General features: G+C 73.2%; 17 protein-coding genes. 13 read left to right on the top strand and 4 right to left on the bottom strand.

Going from position 1 to position 15,092, the window contains the following annotated elements; genetic code table 11:
- Window positions 1-64: 64 nt before the first annotated feature.
- The 3 genes from CRP51_RS00640 to CRP51_RS00630 all read right to left on the bottom strand — a co-directional run bounded on the left by CRP51_RS00640 (window position 65) and on the right by CRP51_RS00630 (window position 3,149).
- The gene (locus tag CRP51_RS00640) at window positions 65-838 is read right to left on the bottom strand and encodes an ABC transporter permease (RefSeq protein WP_097228913.1); all 774 of its coding nucleotides are present in this window, start codon (window positions 836-838) and stop codon (window positions 65-67) included.
- Window positions 838-1,770 (bottom strand): ABC transporter ATP-binding protein, encoded by a 933-nt coding sequence (locus CRP51_RS00635; protein ID WP_097228912.1) that lies wholly within the window; start codon window positions 1,768-1,770, stop codon window positions 838-840. The genes CRP51_RS00640 and CRP51_RS00635 overlap by 1 nt, the downstream gene beginning before the upstream one ends.
- 77 nt (window positions 1,771-1,847) lie before the next feature.
- Window positions 1,848-3,149, bottom strand: a complete 1,302-nt coding sequence (locus CRP51_RS00630) for a Gfo/Idh/MocA family protein (RefSeq protein ID WP_097228911.1) — start codon at window positions 3,147-3,149, stop codon at window positions 1,848-1,850.
- A gap of 232 nt (window positions 3,150-3,381) precedes the next feature.
- Between CRP51_RS00630 and CRP51_RS00625 the strand changes: the two genes are divergently transcribed.
- The 9 genes from CRP51_RS00625 (at window position 3,382) to CRP51_RS00585 (ending at window position 11,343) form a co-directional block, all read left to right on the top strand.
- Window positions 3,382-4,263 carry a helix-turn-helix transcriptional regulator gene (locus CRP51_RS00625; protein ID WP_439333098.1) on the top strand — a complete coding sequence of 294 codons (882 nt, stop codon included), beginning with the start codon at window positions 3,382-3,384 and terminating at the stop codon, window positions 4,261-4,263.
- Window positions 4,260-5,681, top strand: a complete 1,422-nt coding sequence (gene sufB / locus CRP51_RS00620; protein WP_097228909.1) for a Fe-S cluster assembly protein SufB — start codon at window positions 4,260-4,262, stop codon at window positions 5,679-5,681. Before CRP51_RS00625 ends, sufB begins: the two co-directional genes overlap by 4 nt.
- 93 nt (window positions 5,682-5,774) lie before the next feature.
- A complete protein-coding gene (gene sufD, locus CRP51_RS00615; protein ID WP_097228908.1) occupies window positions 5,775-6,956 on the top strand; it encodes a Fe-S cluster assembly protein SufD in 1,182 nt (393 codons plus the stop codon).
- Window positions 6,953-7,291 carry a non-heme iron oxygenase ferredoxin subunit gene (locus CRP51_RS00610; RefSeq protein ID WP_097228907.1) on the top strand — a complete coding sequence of 113 codons (339 nt, stop codon included), beginning with the start codon at window positions 6,953-6,955 and terminating at the stop codon, window positions 7,289-7,291. The genes sufD and CRP51_RS00610 overlap by 4 nt, the downstream gene beginning before the upstream one ends.
- 9 nt (window positions 7,292-7,300) lie before the next feature.
- A complete protein-coding gene (gene sufC / locus CRP51_RS00605; RefSeq protein WP_097228906.1) occupies window positions 7,301-8,062 on the top strand; it encodes a Fe-S cluster assembly ATPase SufC in 762 nt (253 codons plus the stop codon).
- Window positions 8,063-8,076: 14 nt separating this feature from the next.
- The gene (locus CRP51_RS00600; RefSeq protein WP_097228905.1) at window positions 8,077-9,333 is read left to right on the top strand and encodes a cysteine desulfurase; all 1,257 of its coding nucleotides are present in this window, start codon (window positions 8,077-8,079) and stop codon (window positions 9,331-9,333) included.
- A gap of 26 nt (window positions 9,334-9,359) precedes the next feature.
- The gene (gene sufU / locus CRP51_RS00595; protein WP_097228904.1) at window positions 9,360-9,827 is read left to right on the top strand and encodes a Fe-S cluster assembly sulfur transfer protein SufU; all 468 of its coding nucleotides are present in this window, start codon (window positions 9,360-9,362) and stop codon (window positions 9,825-9,827) included.
- Window positions 9,828-9,858: 31 nt separating this feature from the next.
- Window positions 9,859-10,194 (top strand): metal-sulfur cluster assembly factor, encoded by a 336-nt coding sequence (locus CRP51_RS00590; protein WP_097228903.1) that lies wholly within the window; start codon window positions 9,859-9,861, stop codon window positions 10,192-10,194.
- Between the two features lie 108 nt (window positions 10,195-10,302).
- Window positions 10,303-11,343, top strand: a complete 1,041-nt coding sequence (locus CRP51_RS00585; protein WP_097228902.1) for an alpha/beta hydrolase — start codon at window positions 10,303-10,305, stop codon at window positions 11,341-11,343.
- An 87-nt stretch (window positions 11,344-11,430) separates the two neighbouring features.
- On the opposite strand, the gene CRP51_RS00580 is transcribed toward CRP51_RS00585, so the two are convergent.
- Entirely contained in the window at window positions 11,431-11,667 is a 237-nt protein-coding gene (locus CRP51_RS00580) for a metallothionein (RefSeq protein ID WP_097228901.1), read from the bottom strand.
- Between the two features lie 164 nt (window positions 11,668-11,831).
- On the opposite strand from CRP51_RS00580, the gene CRP51_RS00575 reads away from it, so the two are divergent.
- The 4 genes from CRP51_RS00575 (at window position 11,832) to CRP51_RS00560 (ending at window position 15,049) form a co-directional block, all read left to right on the top strand.
- The gene (locus tag CRP51_RS00575) at window positions 11,832-12,152 is read left to right on the top strand and encodes a DMT family transporter (RefSeq protein ID WP_097228900.1); all 321 of its coding nucleotides are present in this window, start codon (window positions 11,832-11,834) and stop codon (window positions 12,150-12,152) included.
- Complete coding sequence (locus CRP51_RS00570) at window positions 12,152-12,724, top strand: TetR/AcrR family transcriptional regulator (RefSeq protein WP_097228899.1); 573 nt, start codon at window positions 12,152-12,154, stop codon at window positions 12,722-12,724. Before CRP51_RS00575 ends, CRP51_RS00570 begins: the two co-directional genes overlap by 1 nt.
- Window positions 12,725-12,734: 10 nt before the next feature.
- Window positions 12,735-13,724, top strand: a complete 990-nt coding sequence (gene dapD / locus CRP51_RS00565) for a 2,3,4,5-tetrahydropyridine-2,6-dicarboxylate N-succinyltransferase (protein WP_097228898.1) — start codon at window positions 12,735-12,737, stop codon at window positions 13,722-13,724.
- A 119-nt stretch (window positions 13,725-13,843) separates the two neighbouring features.
- The gene (locus tag CRP51_RS00560; protein ID WP_245880286.1) at window positions 13,844-15,049 is read left to right on the top strand and encodes a DNA polymerase III subunit beta family protein; all 1,206 of its coding nucleotides are present in this window, start codon (window positions 13,844-13,846) and stop codon (window positions 15,047-15,049) included.
- The last annotated feature ends 43 nt before the right edge of the window (window positions 15,050-15,092 follow it).

Here is a 15,092-nt window from a genome sequence, read left to right as displayed (position 1 = left end):
TCACGAGCCCCCGTCCCGGGGGTGCGCCCGCCCGGTCCACCGGGGGCCGCGCCGCCCCAGGGGGTCACTCCCAGCGGAAGAAGCGCGCCGCGAGCCCTAGCCCGGCCACCGACCAGCCGGTCAGCACCGCCACGTCCGAGAGCGCGGGCCAGCCGCCCTCCCGCAGCACCTCGCGCAGCCCTTCGGCGAGCGCCGGCACCGGCAGCAGCTCCAGCACCGCGCGCAGCGCCCCCGGGTACTCCTCCAGCGGCACCACCACCCCGCCGAAGAGCACCAGCAGCACGAAGAGCAGGTTGGCGGCGGCCAGTGTCGCCTCCGCCCGCAGCGTCCCCGCCATCAGCAGCCCGAGCCCCGACAGCGCCGCCGTGCCCAGCAGCATCAGCCCGACCACGGCCAGCGGGTTCCCCCGGGGCGACCAGCCGAGCGCCAGCGCCACCGCGACCAGCAGCACCGACTGGAGCACCAGGGTGACCAGCACCGCGCCGGTCTTCCCCACCAGCAGCGCCCAGCGCGGCAGCGGCGAGACGCCCAGCCGCTTGAGCACGCCGTAGCGCCGCTCGTACCCGGTGGCGATGGCCTGGCCGGTGAACGCCGTCGAGAGCACCGCCAGGGCCAGCACCCCCGGGGTCAGGAAGTCGACCGGTTCGCCGGGGCCGGTGTCGATCAGGTCGACAGTGCTGAAGAGCACCAGCAGCAGCGCCGGGATGATCATCGTGAGCAGCAGCTGCTCCCCGTGCCGCAGCAGCATCCGCGCCTCCAGCGCGGTCTGCGCCAGGATCATCCGCGCACGGGGCGCGGCACCCGGGGCGGGGGAGTGGCGTCCGGTCGTGGTGGCCATCAGCGCAGCTCCCTGCCCGTCAGTTCCAGGAAGACGTCCTCCAGCGTGTGACGCCTGGTGGTGATCCGGTCGGCCAGCACGCCGTGCTGGGCGCACCAGGCGGTGACCGTGGCCAGCAGCCTCGGCCCCACGTCGCCGGTGATCCGGTAGCTGCCCGGCGTCGGCTCGGTGACCTCGCTGTCCGCCGGCAGCGCCGCGCGCAGCGAGGCGAGGTCCAGCCCCGGGCGGCCGGCGAAGCGCAGCACGTCCCCCGCCCCGCCCCGGCACAGCTCGGCCGGGCTGCCGTCCGCGATCACCCGGCCGCCGTCCAGGATGGCCACCCGGTCGGCCAGCTCCTCGGCCTCGTCCATGAGATGGGTGCTGAGCACCACGGTGACCCCGTCGGCCCGCAGTTCGCGCACCAGCTCCCAGGTGGCCTGGCGGGCCTGCGGGTCGAGGCCGGCCGTCGGCTCGTCGAGGAAGACCAGCTCCGGCCGGCCCACCACGGCCATCGCCAGCGCCAGCCGCTGCCGCTGGCCGCCGGAGAGCCGGCGGTAGGGGGTCCGGCCGCAGGAGCCGAGGCCCAGGCGTTCGCCGAGCGCGGCCACGTCGAGGGGGTGCGCGTAGAGGCTCGCCATGTGCCGGAGCATCTCCCCGGCGCGCGCGCCCGGGTACACGCCCCCCTCCTGCAACATCACACCGATCCGGGAGCGCAGCCGCTCGCCGTCCACACCCGGGTCGAGCCCCAGCACCCGCAGCGTGCCGGAGTCCATCCGGCGGTACCCCTCGCACGCCTCGATGGTGGTGGTCTTGCCGGCGCCGTTGGGCCCCAGCACCGCCGTGACCGAGTGGGCGGGAACGGTGAGGTCGAGGCCGTCGACGGCGGTCCGTTCCCCGTACCGCTTGACCAGGCCGACCGCCTCGACCGCCGGTTGATCCCCCGCGCTGCGCATGGGCCGAGTCTAGGTCGGCCGGCACACCGGTCCCGCGCCCGGGTGCGCCGGCCGACCCACGCGGCGCGGGGCCGTGCTCAGTCCGCCAGCCGGGTGCCGCCGTCCGCCAGCCACACGGGGAGCCCGGTGCGGGCCGACTCGTTGCCCGCGACCCCGGTCAGCACCGAGCGGATCCCGGCCAGATAGCCCGCCTGCCGGCGCAGCGGGTCCTCGCTCGCGCCCCGGAACACGTCGTCCAGCAGCAGCCGGTCGCCGCCGCCGTGCCCGCCGGTGCCCTGCTCGATCGGCACGTCCCTGGGCGGCTGCCAGTGCTGGTGCAGCGTGAGCCGCTCGGCGTAGCCGTCGTCGTCCCCGTGGCCGGTGGCGCTGGGGTCGATCGCGGCCTCGCGCGAGGCCCAGGCGCGTTCCACCACCTCCAGCTCAAGCCGTCCTCCGGTGCCGTTGAAGACCACCCGGTAGCCCTCCCAGGGGGCGTAGGCGTGCAGCGCGTAGGTCAGCTGGGCGCCGTTGTCGTACCTGACCAGCAGCGACATGGTGTCCGAGATGTCGATGCCGGGGCCGAAGACGTCGCGGTCGCGGTGGTAGCCGTCCTCGTGCTCGGCGTCCAGGTAGAGCGCCTTGAGCGCGGGGTCGGCCGCCATGTCCAGCAGGAACGGGTCGGTGCCGAGCCCCGGCGCGCCGTGTGAGCGCTCGGGCCGGGGGCCCAGCTCGGCGGCCGGCGGGTTGGCGTCCCCGTAGAAGCGGAGCTGCTGCTGGGCGAAGACCAGCTCGGGGCCGGCGTCCAGCCACCAGTTGACCAGGTCGAAGTGGTGGGTCGACTTGTGGACGAGCAGCCCGCCCGAGTTCCGGGACTCCCGGTGCCAGCGGCGGAAGTAGTCCGCGCCGTGCAGGGTGTCCAGCGCCCACTCGAAGTGCACGCCGGTGACCTGCCCGATCGCCCCCTCGGCGAGCACCCGGCGGACGGCGGAGTTGCGGGGCGAGTAGCGGTAGTTGAACGTCACGACCAGCCGGCCGGGGCCGCGCTCCGCCGCCTCGGCGATGGCGGCGCAGCCGGCGGCGTCGGTGGTCATCGGCTTCTCGACGACCACGTCCTTGCCGGCCTCCAGGGCCGCCACCACGTAGCGGGCGTGGGTGGCGTCCACGGTGGTCACCACGACGGCGTCGGCCGCCGCCAGCACCTGGTCGAAGGCGTCGGGGTGAAAGGTGGGGACGGGGTCGAGGCCGGCGGCCAGGACGCGGTCGTTGTGGTGGTCCATCCGGGTCTGGTTGGTGTCACACAGGGCGACGATCTCTCCTGCGTCCCGCCAGTCGCCGAGCAGCGCGTCCGCGTAGAGGCGGGCGCGGCTGCCGAGGCCGACCAGGGCGTAGCGGCGTGTCATCGGAGGGCTCTCCCGAGGGGTGCGGCGGTTCGTGCGGCGCCAGGGCGTCGCAGAAAGCGCTTACCCCGGCGCCGGTCCCACCCTTTCCCCTCCCCCCTGGCGCGTCAAGGGGTGGTGGCTCGCGGGCGGGCGGCCCCGGCGTGAGGTTAGGTTCGCCTTACGTGATGTACTGCATCCCGGCTGGTCAGGACGCGGCTTGCTCGGCTCGCCGGAATTACGCAACAATGGCGTTGTGAAATACGGGAGCGGTCGGCGCGCGACCCCGACGACCCCAGCGGTCGCCGGTGGCTCGGCCCTGCCGCACGCCTCCGACGAGCAGTCGACGACGCGCCGTCGGGTGGCCCGTTCCATCCTCGACCACGGCCCCTCCACCGCCGCCCAGCTGGCCGAGCGGCTCGGTCTCACGCAGGCCGCCGTCCGTCGCCATCTGGACGCGCTGGTGGCCGACTCCCTGGTGGAGCCCAGGGAGAAGCGGGTCCACGGCTCGCGCGGCCGGGGCCGGCCCGCCAAGGTCTTCGCCCTCACCGACCAGGGCCGCGACGCCTTCGACCAGGCGTACGACCAGCTCGCCGTCGAGGCCCTGCGCTGGATCGAGCGGGCCGCGGGCGGTGGTGAGCGGGGCGCCGCCGCCGTTCTCGACTTCGCCAGGGCGCGGGCCGCGGCCCAGGCCGAGCGGTACCGTGCGCTGGTGGAGCGGGTGCCGCCCGAGGAGCGCGCCAGGGCCCTGGCCGACGCGCTGTCCCGGGAGGGGTACGCTGCCGCGGCGCGGGGCGTCGCCTCGCCGGCGGGCGAGCAGCTCTGCCAGCACCACTGCCCGGTCGCGCACGCGGCGGCCTCCTACCCCCAGCTCTGCGACGCGGAGACCGAGGTCTTCTCCGAGCTGCTGGGCAGCCACGTGCAGCGGCTGGCGACCATCGCGCACGGCGATGGCGTCTGCACCACCTTCGTCCCGCACACCTCGGCCGCCGCCCCGGCGGACGGTGGGGCGGAGAGCGGGTCGCCGGCCGGCGGCCCCCAGCCCCGGGGGAGACCGGCCGCGCGCGCGAGCCGCGACACCGCCACACCCCGCAAGACCACCGCACAAGCACCCATCGCCGGGAGGAACCCCGCATGACTTCGCCTACGGAGACCGCCCACCCCGAGCTGGAGGGGCTGGGTACCTACGAGTACGGCTGGTCCGACTCCGACGCGGCGGGAGCGGCCGCCAGGCGCGGCCTGTCCGAGGAGGTCGTCCGCGACATCTCGGGCAAGAAGTCCGAGCCCGAGTGGATGCTCAGGATGCGGCTGAAGGCCCTGAAGCTCTTCGGCAAGAAGCCCATGCCGACCTGGGGCTCCGACCTCAGCGGCATCGACTTCGACAACATCAAGTACTTCGTGCGCTCCACCGAGAAGCAGGCCCAGAGCTGGGAGGACCTGCCGGAGGACATCAAGAACACGTACGACAAGCTCGGCATCCCCGAGGCGGAGAAGCAGCGCCTGGTCGCCGGCGTCGCGGCGCAGTACGAGTCCGAGGTCGTCTACCACCAGATCCGCGAGGACCTGGAGGCGCAGGGCGTGCTCTTCCTGGACACGGACACCGCGCTGCGCGAGCACCCGGAGCTGTTCCAGGAGCACTTCGGCACCGTGATCCCGTCCGGTGACAACAAGTTCGCCGCGCTCAACACGGCGGTCTGGTCCGGCGGCTCGTTCATCTACGTCCCGCCCGGCGTGCACGTCGACATCCCGCTCCAGGCCTACTTCCGGATCAACACGGAGAACATGGGCCAGTTCGAGCGGACGCTGATCATCGTCGACGAGAACGCCTACGTGCACTACGTCGAGGGCTGCACCGCGCCGATCTACCAGTCGGACTCGCTGCACTCGGCGGTCGTGGAGATCATCGTCAAGAAGGGCGGCCGCTGCCGCTACACGACCATCCAGAACTGGTCGAACAACGTGTACAACCTGGTGACCAAGCGCGCCGTCGCGCACGAGGGCGCCACCATGGAGTGGGTCGACGGGAACATCGGCTCCAAGGTCACCATGAAGTACCCGGCGATCTACCTGATGGGCGAGCACGCCAAGGGCGAGACGCTCTCCGTCGCCTTCGCCGGCGAGGGGCAGCACCAGGACGCCGGCGCCAAGATGGTGCACATGGCGCCCAGGACCTCGTCCAACATCGTCTCCAAGTCGGTGGCCAGGGGCGGCGGCCGCACCTCCTACCGCGGGCTGATCGAGATCGCCGAGGGCGCCGAGGGCTCCAAGTCCAACGTGCTCTGCGACGCGCTGCTGGTGGACACGGTCTCGCGCTCGGACACCTACCCCTACACGGACGTCCGCGAGGACGACGTGACCATGGGCCACGAGGCGACGGTCTCCAAGGTCAGCGACGACCAGCTGTTCTACCTGATGAGCCGGGGCCTGTCGGAGGACGAGGCGATGGCGATGATCGTGCGCGGCTTCGTCGAGCCCATCGCCAAGGAGCTGCCGATGGAGTACGCCCTGGAGCTGAACCGGCTGATCGAGCTGCAGATGGAGGGCGCGGTCGGCTGACCGCCCGCCCCGACCGAGCCACCCGAAGTGGCCCGGTGCCGCGCACCCACGGCCCCGGGCCCAGAACCCAAGAGAGCGAGCACGACGAGACCCATGGCTGAGGCCCAGAGTATGCCCGGCGCCGACAGTGCGGGGGAGGCGGTCGCGGCGGCCGTCGAGTCCTCCGTGGTCACCCGGACGAGCGCCCCGCCGTCGTTCGACGTCGCGGACTTCCCGGTGCCGCACGGTCGCGAGGAGGAGTGGCGGTTCACCCCGCTGTCGCGGCTGCGCGGACTGCACGACGGGACGGCCGCGGCCGACGGTTCGATCAAGGTCGACCTGTCGGCGCCCGACGGCGTGACCGTCGAGACCGTCGGCCTGGACGACCCCCGGGTCGGCCGCGCCGGCACCCCGGTCGACCGGGTCACCGCGCAGGCGTTCAGCTCCGTGGAGAAGGCCACGGTCGTCTCCGTCCCCCGGGACGCGGTGCTGTCCGAGCCGGTGCGGCTCGGCCTGCACGGCGAGGGCGGCGTGACCTACGGGCACACCGTCTTCGACATCGGCGCCTTCGCCGAGGCGGTCCTGGTGCTGGACCACACCGGCGACACCGCCCGTGCGGCCAACGTCGAGTTCCTGGTGGGCGACGGCGCCAAGCTCACGGTGGTCTCGGTCCAGGACTGGGACGACACCGCCGTCCACGTCACCCAGCACAACGTGCTGGTCGGCAGGGACGCCTCGGTGAAGTCGATCGTGGTGACCTTCGGCGGCGACGTCGTCCGCGTCCATCCCCGGGTGAGCTACGCGGGCCCCGGCGGCGAGGCCGAGCTCTACGGCCTGTACTTCACCGACGAGGGCCAGCACCACGAGCACCGGCTGCTCGTCGACCACAACGCCCCCAACTGCCGGAGCAACGTGGCCTACAAGGGCGCGCTCCAGGGCGAGACGGCCCGCGCGGTGTGGATCGGCGACGTGGTGATCAGGGTCCAGGCCACCGGCACCGAGACCTACGAGCTCAACCGGAACCTGGTCCTCACCGACGGCGCCCAGGTCCACTCGGTGCCGAACCTGGAGATCGAGACCGGCGAGATCCAGGGCGCCGGCCACGCGTCGGCGACCGGCCGTTTCGAGGACGAGCAGCTGTTCTACCTGATGGCCAGGGGCATCCCGGCCGACGAGGCCCGCCGTCTGGTCGTGCGCGGCTTCTTCGCCGAGCTGGTGCAGCAGATCGGCGTCGCCGACGTCGAGGAGCGGCTGCTGGCGAAGCTGGAGGCCGAGCTGGCGGAGTCCATCGGATGAGCGCCGTCGACTTCCAGCCGGCCTGCGTGCTGGGCGACCTGGCCGAGGACACCCCGCACCGCGTCGAGATCGCGGGCACCCCGGTCGCCGTCGTCCGCACCGAGGGGGAGGTGTTCGCGGTCAACGACATCTGCTCGCACGCGAACGTCTCGCTCTCCGAGGGCGAGGTGGAGAACTGCCAGATCGAGTGCTGGCTGCACGGCTCCAGCTTCGACCTGCGCACCGGCAAGCCCTCGGGCCCGCCGGCCACCCGCCCCATCCCCACCTACCCCGTCAAGATCGAAGGAGAGGGCCCGGCGGCGACCGTGCTCGTCTCTCTCACCCAGGAGTCCTGAGGCATCCCCATGGCAACGCTTGAGATCCACGACCTGCACGTCTCCGTCGAGTCCGAGACCGGCTCCACCGAGATCCTGCGCGGTGTCGACCTGACCGTGAAGCAGGGCGAGACGCACGCCATCATGGGCCCCAACGGCTCCGGCAAGTCCACCCTCGCCTACTCGCTGGCCGGACACCCCAAGTACACCGTCACCGGCGGCACCGTGACGCTCGACGGCGAGGACGTCCTGGAGATGTCCGTCGACGAGCGTGCCAGGGCCGGCGTCTTCCTCGCCATGCAGTACCCGGTGGAGGTCCCCGGCGTCTCCGTCTCCAACTTCCTGCGCACCTCGGCCACCGCGGTCCGGGGCGAGGCCCCGCGCCTGCGCACCTGGGTCAAGGAGGTCAAGGAGGCGATGGAGCGCCTGGAGATGGACCCGGCCTTCGCCGAGCGCAACGTCAACGAGGGTTTCTCCGGCGGCGAGAAGAAGCGCCACGAGATCCTCCAGCTGGAGCTGCTGCGGCCCAAGGTCGCCATCCTCGACGAGACCGACTCCGGCCTGGACATCGACGCGCTGCGGATCGTCTCCTCCGGCGTCAACCGCGTCCGGGAGAGCGGCGACGTCGGCACCCTGCTGATCACGCACTACACGCGCATCCTGCGCTACATCAAGCCCGACCACGTGCACGTCTTCGCCGGCGGCCGCATCGTGGAGTCCGGCGGCGCCGAGCTGGCCGACAAGCTGGAGGCCGAGGGCTACGAGCAGTACACCAAGGGGGCTGCCTCATGACGGAAGGGCGCCCGGTGTCCGGCCTGGAAGGGCTGTTGGACACCGAAGCCATCCGCAAGGACTTCCCGGTGCTGCACCGCACCGTCCACGACGGCCGCCCGCTGGTCTACCTGGACAACGCGGCTAGCTCGCACAAGCCACGCCAGGTCCTGGACGCGCTCACCGAGTACTACGAGCGCCACCACTCCAACGTCCACCGCGGCGTGCACGTGCTGGCCGAGGAGGCCACCGCGCTCTACGAGGGCGCCAGGGACAAGGTCGCGGCGTTCGTCAACGCGCCGAGCAGGGACGAGGTGGTGTTCACGAAGAACGCCTCGGAGTCGCTGAACCTGGTGGCCAACATGCTGGGCCTGGCCGACGAGCCCTACCGGGTGGACTCGGGCACCGAGATCGTCATCACGGAGATGGAGCACCACTCCAACATCGTGCCCTGGCAGCTGCTGGCGCAGCGCACCGGCGCGAAGCTGAAGTGGTTCGGGCTGACCGACGACGGCCGGCTGGACCTCTCCCGGATCGACGAGGTGATCACCGAACGCACCAAGGTGGTCTCGTTCGTGCTGGTCTCCAACGTGCTCGGCACGCACAACCCGGTCGAGGCGATCGTCCGCCGCGCCCAGGAGGTCGGCGCGCTGGTGCTGATCGACGCCTCGCAGGCGGCGCCGCACATGCCGCTGGACGTGCAGTCGCTCCAGGCGGACTTCGTGGTCTTCACCGGCCACAAGATGTGCGGTCCCACCGGGATCGGCGTGCTCTGGGGACGCCAGGAGCTGCTGGAGGACCTGCCGCCGTTCCTCGGGGGCGGCGAGATGATCGAGACCGTGACGATGAGCTCGTCCACCTACGCGCCGGCGCCGCACAAGTTCGAGGCGGGCACCCCGCCGATCGCGCAGGCGGTCGGCCTCGGGGCGGCCGTGGACTACCTCTCCGGCATCGGGATGGAGCGGATCGCGGCGCACGAGCGGGCGATCACCCGGTACGCGCTGGAGCGGCTGGCCGGTGTGGAGGGGCTGCGGATCGTCGGGCCCACCACGTCCGAGGAGCGCGGCGCGACCATCTCGTTCACGCTGGGCGACATACACCCGCACGACGTGGGCCAGGTGCTGGACGAGCAGGGCATCGCGGTCCGGGTCGGACACCACTGCGCGCGGCCGGTCTGTCTGCGGTACGGAATTCCGGCGACCACGCGGGCGTCTTTCTACCTGTACTCCACGCCGGCGGAGGTGGACGCCCTCGCCGACGGGCTGGAGTACGTGCGTGGTTTCTTCGGATGAGCCCCCGATGAGAGCGGTATGAGGACGTGCAGCTGCAATCGATGTACCAGGAAGTGATCCTGGACCACTACAAGAACCCGCACGGGCAGGGCCTGCGCGAGGGCGACGCGGAGGTCCACCACGTCAACCCGACGTGCGGGGACGAGATCACCCTGCGGGTCAGGTACGACGGGGAGCGGATCGCCGACGTCTCCTACGAGGGGCAGGGCTGCTCGATCAGCCAGGCCAGCGCCTCGGTGCTCAACGAGCTGCTGGTGGGCAGGGAGCTGCCCGAGGCGCTGGAGATCCAGCGCTCCTTCCTGGAGCTGATGCAGTCGCGCGGCCAGTTGACGCCGGACGACGCGATGGAGGAGCTGCTGGAGGACGCGGTCGCGTTCGCCGGTGTCTCCAAGTACCCGGCGCGGGTGAAGTGCGCCCTGCTGAGCTGGATGGCCTGGAAGGATGCCACGGCCCAGGCGCTGGGCGAGAGCTCCGTGCGGGGTGGGCAGTCGTGACAGGTGACGCGAACGAGAGAGGTGCTGTCGCATGACCGAGACCGAGACCGTCGCCAGCCCGGCGAGCGAGGAAGAGGTCCGGGAGGCCATGATGGACGTCGTCGACCCCGAGCTGGGGATCGACGTGGTCAATCTGGGCCTGATCTACGGCGTGCACGTCGACGAGGGCAACGTGGCGACCGTCGATATGACGCTGACCTCGGCGGCCTGCCCGCTGACGGACGTCATCGAGGACCAGGCGCGGTCGGCGACCGAGGGCCTGGTGAACGAGCTGAAGATCAACTGGGTCTGGATGCCGCCGTGGGGTCCTGACAAGATCACGGACGACGGCCGCGACCAGTTGCGCGCGCTGGGGTTCAACGTCTGAGGGCGCCTTCCGCCGTGTGGGCCGGGCCGCGGCCCGGCCCACACGGCGCGGCCGAACGGGGCCGAGCCCCACTCAAGGTGCGCCGGAGCGCGGCCGAAGAGTGGGGGCATGACGAGATCTCTCACGCGTCGGGCCGCCCTGGCCGGCGCCGCCCTGCTGACGGCCGGCGGCTCCTCACTGTTCGCGGCCCCCGCCGCCCGTGCCACCCCCGTCGGCTCCGCGGGAGCAGGTGGCCGCGCCGCGTGCCGGCTGGTTGGGCAACGTCGGGTGGGGGAGCGGCTGGTCGAGCTGACCCTCGACTCCCCGGCCCTGGGCACCACCGCTCCCGTGACCCTGCTGACCCCGCGCGGCTGGGACCGCCGGAAGCCGGGCGACCGCTGGCCGACGCTCTATCTGCTGGCCGGCGGCGACGGGGACCACACGACGTGGACCTCGCTCTTCCGGGTGCAGGAGCTGGTTCAGTTGCGCGTAGTCCTCGTGGTGATGCCGGCCATGCCGGTCTTCGGTTTCTGGACCGACTGGTGGAACCACGGGGTCGGCGGCACGCCCCGGGTGCGGAGCTACTTCCTCGACGAGGTCGTCCCCCTGGTGGAGCGCGACTACGGCGCGGGGCCGCGCCGCGCGGCGGCGGGAGAGTCCCAGGGCGGCTTCGGGGCCTTGGGCATGGCCGCCAGGCTTCCCGGCCTCTTCGGCGCGGTCGCCACCTTCAGCGCTCCCGTCCACCCGATCCGCCATCCCGAGGTGTGGCTGTCCGGGGCGGCGTACCTGGGCGTGGACGGCTCCGCGATCTGGGGGGACCCGTGGCACCAGTGGGAGGTCTGGCTGGAGTGGGACCCGGTCCACCACGCCGAGGGACTGGTGGGGACGCCGGTCTACCTCGCCTCGGGGGACGGGAGGCCAGGGCCGCTGGACGGTGACCCCGAGGTGCACATCCCGGGCACGGAGAAGTGGATCGCGCTCTTCCCCGACGATGTCGTCTCCGTCACCGAGGCGGCCTGCGGCCACGAGACCCGCGCGCTGGACCGCCGGCTGACCGATCTGGGGGCGCCGGTCACCACGCATCTCTACCGCGGCACCCACAGCGGGACCTACGGGTACCGGGAGCTGCGCCACGCGCTGCCGACGCTGCTGGACGCGCTTGAGGGGTAGGGCCTCGGGCCTGAGCGCTCCGGGCTCCGGTCGTCCGGTGACCCCGCCCGCCGCCGGGCGGCTTCGCCGCGGGCCGGGCGGGGCGGTTCAGGCGTGGTCGACCAGCTGGGCGTGGCCCTGGACGCGCGCGCAGTGGGCGCAGCAGTAGAAGTGGCCGTCCTCGGTCTCCAGGCCGTGGCCGAGGATGCGGCACTCGCAGTTCTCGCAGACCGGGGCCATCCGCTGGGCCGCGCACTCCAGGCTGTCGAAGACGTGGACCCGACCGGCGGCCCGCACCTCGAAGGCCATGCGGTAGTCGTTGCCGCAGACCTCACACTGAGCCATCTCGTTGCTCCCTCTCGCTTGTCCGACAAGCTTTCCGGATCACCCTCGCCGCCCCGGTCCCCGCGCGACGCGCGGCTCCCCGGGCGGGGTGGCCGGCTCACCCGTCCGGAGGGCCGCGCCCGCGTTGCGTACACGCGTCCACATCGTTGTGTACGCTTGTCCGCATGGCGTATCTGACCCTCTCCGGGGCGATCCTGCTGGAGATCGCCGCGACCACCCTGATGAAGCAGAGCGACGGCTACAGCAGGCTCTGGCCCACGGTCGGCTCGATCGCCGGCTATCTGCTGGCTTTCGCGCTGCTCGCTCAGGCGTTGAAGACCCTGGACGTCGGCACCGCCTACGCGATCTGGGCCGGCGCGGGCACCGCGCTGATCGCGGTGATCGGCATGGCGTTCCTCGGCGAGTCGACGACGCCGCTCAAGATCTCCGGGGTGCTGCTGGTCATCGCCGGCGTCGTCGTGCTCAACCTCGGCGGCGCGCACTGATGCCCCGCCGCTACGACCCCGAGCGGCGCGAGCGGATCGTGGCCGCAGCGGCCCGGGTGCTGGAGCGTCGCGGGATCAACGGGCTGACCCATCGCGCGGTGGCCGCCGAGGCGGACGTGCCGCTGGGCTCGACCACCTACCACTTCGACGGCGGCGAGGCGCTGTTGCTCGCCGCGCTGGAGAGGGTCAACTCCGAGTGGCTGGAGTGGTTCGGGCGGTGGGTCGCCGAGGCCGGCGCCGCCCCCTCGGTCGCCGACCATGTGGTGACCCTGCTGGACGACTGGACCGGACCGCGCAGGGCCTCGGCCGAGCTGGTCTACGGACTCTACTTCGCCGGCCTGGAACGCCCCGCGCTGCGCCCGCTGGCCGCCCGCTGCGTGGACGAGATGGTGCGGCTCGCGCGGCCGTTGGCGGGGGACGAGGCCGGCGCGCGGGCGTTCGTCGGACTGGTGGACGGGCTGCTGATCCAACTGCTGCTCACCGGGGGGCCGCACCGTCCGGAGGAGACCAGGGCGGCGCTGGCGCGGCTGCTTCCCGGGACGGGTTCGCGGCCACGGCCGGGCACCGGCTAGCGTCGGGTCCATGACCGACGAGACCCCTCGCACCGCGACCGGCGCCGTCGCCGCCGGCCTGGCCACCCTGGCCGCCGACGGCACCGTGCTGGACACCTGGTTCCCCACCCCCGAGCTGACCGAGGAGCCCGGCACCGCCGGCACCGAACGCCTCACCCCCGAGCGGGCCGCAGAACTGCTCGGCCCCGACGCCCCCGCCGCGCTGGGCCCCGACCCGCGCCGGAACGTCGAGGTGGTCGCGGTGCGCACGGTCATCGCCTCGACCGACGACAAGCCGCTGGACGCCCACGACGTCTACCTCCGGCTGCACCTGCTCAGCCACCGGCTGGCCCGGCCGCACGGGCTCAACCTGGAGGGCATCTTCGCCCTGCTGGCCAACGTCGCCTGGACCACCATCGGTCCGGTGCCGGCCGCGGAGGTCGGCCGCGCCCAGCTGGCGGCGCGGGCGGCGGGCCAGACGTTCGCCGTGACCAGTGTCGACAAGTTCCCCCGGATGACCGACTACGTCGTCCCCCCGGGGGTGCGCATCGGCGACGCCGACCGCGTCCGGCTCGGCGCCCACCTGGCCGCCGGCACCACCGTGATGCACGAGGGCTTCTGCAACTTCAACGCCGGCACCCTCGGCTCCTCCATGGTGGAGGGCCGGATCAGCGCGGGCGTCGTGGTCGGGGACGGCTCCGACGTCGGCGGCGGCGCCTCGATCATGGGAACGCTGTCCGGCGGCGGCAAGCAGACCATCTCCCTCGGCAGGCGCTGCCTGTTGGGCGCCCAGTCCGGCCTCGGCATCTCGCTGGGCGACGACTGCGTCGTGGAGGCCGGCCTCTACCTGACCGCGGGCACCCGGGTCACGCTGCCCGACGGGACGGTGGCCAAGGCCCTGGAGCTGTCCGGCGCCGACAACCTGCTCTACCGCCGCCACTCCACCACCGGCACCGTGCAGGCGCTGCCCCGCAGCGGCAGCTGGGGCGGCCTCAACGCGGCGCTGCACACCCACAACTGAGGCGCCGAGGGCCCGACGAGGCGGCCGCCGGGGGCGAACCCGGCGGCCGCCTCCGTGCGCACCCGCCGGGTCGCCGCGCGCTTGACCCTCGACCAGCTTCAGGGCCCAGGGTGAAGGCCGTGGAGAGCGAACGACCTGACCACCGGCCGTCCGAGGCGGACGGCGGGGAGCTGGGGATCGGCGCACTCGCCAGGGCCAGTGGGCTTCCGGTGAGCGCGCTGCGGTTCTACGACGGCGCCGGCGTGCTGGTGCCGGCCGTCGTCGACCCGCGCACCGGCTACCGCCGCTACGACCCCGGCCAGCTCGACGAGGCGCGGCTGGTCGCCGCGTTGCGCCGGGTCGGGATGCCGTTGGCGGACATCCGGCTGGCGCTGGCCGGCCGGGCCGGCGGCGACCCGACGCTGCCGGCCCGGCTGCTGGCCGCGCATGTGCGGCGGCTGGAGCACGGGGTGGCCGAGGCCAGGCGCGAACTCTCCCGACTGCGCACCGGCGTCCGGCCGCACGGCCGGCGCGAGGACCGTCCGAGGGAGCACGCCATGCACGACGAACGCCGACACGACGGCCAGGGACACGAGGGCCGCCGACACGAGGTGGTGCTGGCCCTGCCCGGCGCCGAGCTCGCCGGCGCGCTCGACGCGGTGCGGTTCGCCGTCGGCGGCGACCCCGAACTGCCGTCGCTCGGCGGGGTGCTGTTCGACGTCGACGACGAGGGCGGGCGGCTGCGGCTCGTCGCCACCGATCGCTACCGGTTGGCGCTCGCCGGGGTCGCGCTGTCCGAGCCGGGCGCCGGCGCGCGCGCCCTGGTCGCCGCGCCCGTGGTGGACGCGATGCGGGCGCTGCTGACGGACGCCTCCCCCGCCAGGCTGACGCTGCGGGACGGCGAGGCGTCGCTCGACGTCGGCGCACGCCGGGTCGCGGGCCCCACGGTCGACCACGAGTACCCGGACTACCGCCGGCTGGTCGACCTGCCCGCCGGCCGCCGCGTCACCGTCGACACGGCGGCGCTGCGCGCCGAGGTCGCGGCCGCGCCGGCGCGCGAGGAACGGAGCGCGCCGGACGGAGGCGCGTGCGCGGTGAGCGTGCTCACCGTCACGGACGACGCGCCGGCACGGCTCACCGCCTCCCCGGAGGCGGCGGGCGGGGGCCCGCGGGTCGCCGTCAACCGGGACTTCCTCACCGAGGCGCTGGCGGCCCTGGGCGCCACCCACGCGGAGATCGAGATCGGCGGCCCGACGGCCCCCCTCAGCCTCCGCCCCCGCGACGCCGCCTCCGACCGGCTGTCGCTCCTGATGCCGGTCCGCCTCGACGACATGGACATGGGCTGACCGGCCCGGCGCGGGCCGGGACCGGGGGCGCGGGGGAACGGCG

The organism is Streptomyces zhaozhouensis (assembly GCF_900230195.1).
Lineage (GTDB): Bacteria > Actinomycetota > Actinomycetes > Streptomycetales > Streptomycetaceae > Streptomyces > Streptomyces zhaozhouensis.
Note: the sequence above shows the minus strand (reverse complement) of the source record. Positions and strands in the feature narration are given on the sequence as shown.

Coding starts and splice junctions, on each gene's coding strand:
- sufC (WP_097228906.1), top strand. CDS start 7,301: ATGGCAACGCTTGAGATCCACGACCTGCACGTCTCCGTCGAGTCCGAG.
- CRP51_RS00630 (WP_097228911.1), bottom strand. CDS start 3,149: ATGACACGCCGCTACGCCCTGGTCGGCCTCGGCAGCCGCGCCCGCCTC.
- CRP51_RS00580 (WP_097228901.1), bottom strand. CDS start 11,667: ATGGCTCAGTGTGAGGTCTGCGGCAACGACTACCGCATGGCCTTCGAG.
- CRP51_RS00610 (WP_097228907.1), top strand. CDS start 6,953: ATGAGCGCCGTCGACTTCCAGCCGGCCTGCGTGCTGGGCGACCTGGCC.
- CRP51_RS00590 (WP_097228903.1), top strand. CDS start 9,859: ATGACCGAGACCGAGACCGTCGCCAGCCCGGCGAGCGAGGAAGAGGTC.
- CRP51_RS00635 (WP_097228912.1), bottom strand. CDS start 1,770: ATGCGCAGCGCGGGGGATCAACCGGCGGTCGAGGCGGTCGGCCTGGTC.
- CRP51_RS00575 (WP_097228900.1), top strand. CDS start 11,832: ATGGCGTATCTGACCCTCTCCGGGGCGATCCTGCTGGAGATCGCCGCG.
- dapD (WP_097228898.1), top strand. CDS start 12,735: ATGACCGACGAGACCCCTCGCACCGCGACCGGCGCCGTCGCCGCCGGC.
- CRP51_RS00640 (WP_097228913.1), bottom strand. CDS start 838: ATGGCCACCACGACCGGACGCCACTCCCCCGCCCCGGGTGCCGCGCCC.
- sufB (WP_097228909.1), top strand. CDS start 4,260: ATGACTTCGCCTACGGAGACCGCCCACCCCGAGCTGGAGGGGCTGGGT.
- sufD (WP_097228908.1), top strand. CDS start 5,775: ATGGCTGAGGCCCAGAGTATGCCCGGCGCCGACAGTGCGGGGGAGGCG.
- CRP51_RS00585 (WP_097228902.1), top strand. CDS start 10,303: ATGACGAGATCTCTCACGCGTCGGGCCGCCCTGGCCGGCGCCGCCCTG.
- CRP51_RS00570 (WP_097228899.1), top strand. CDS start 12,152: ATGCCCCGCCGCTACGACCCCGAGCGGCGCGAGCGGATCGTGGCCGCA.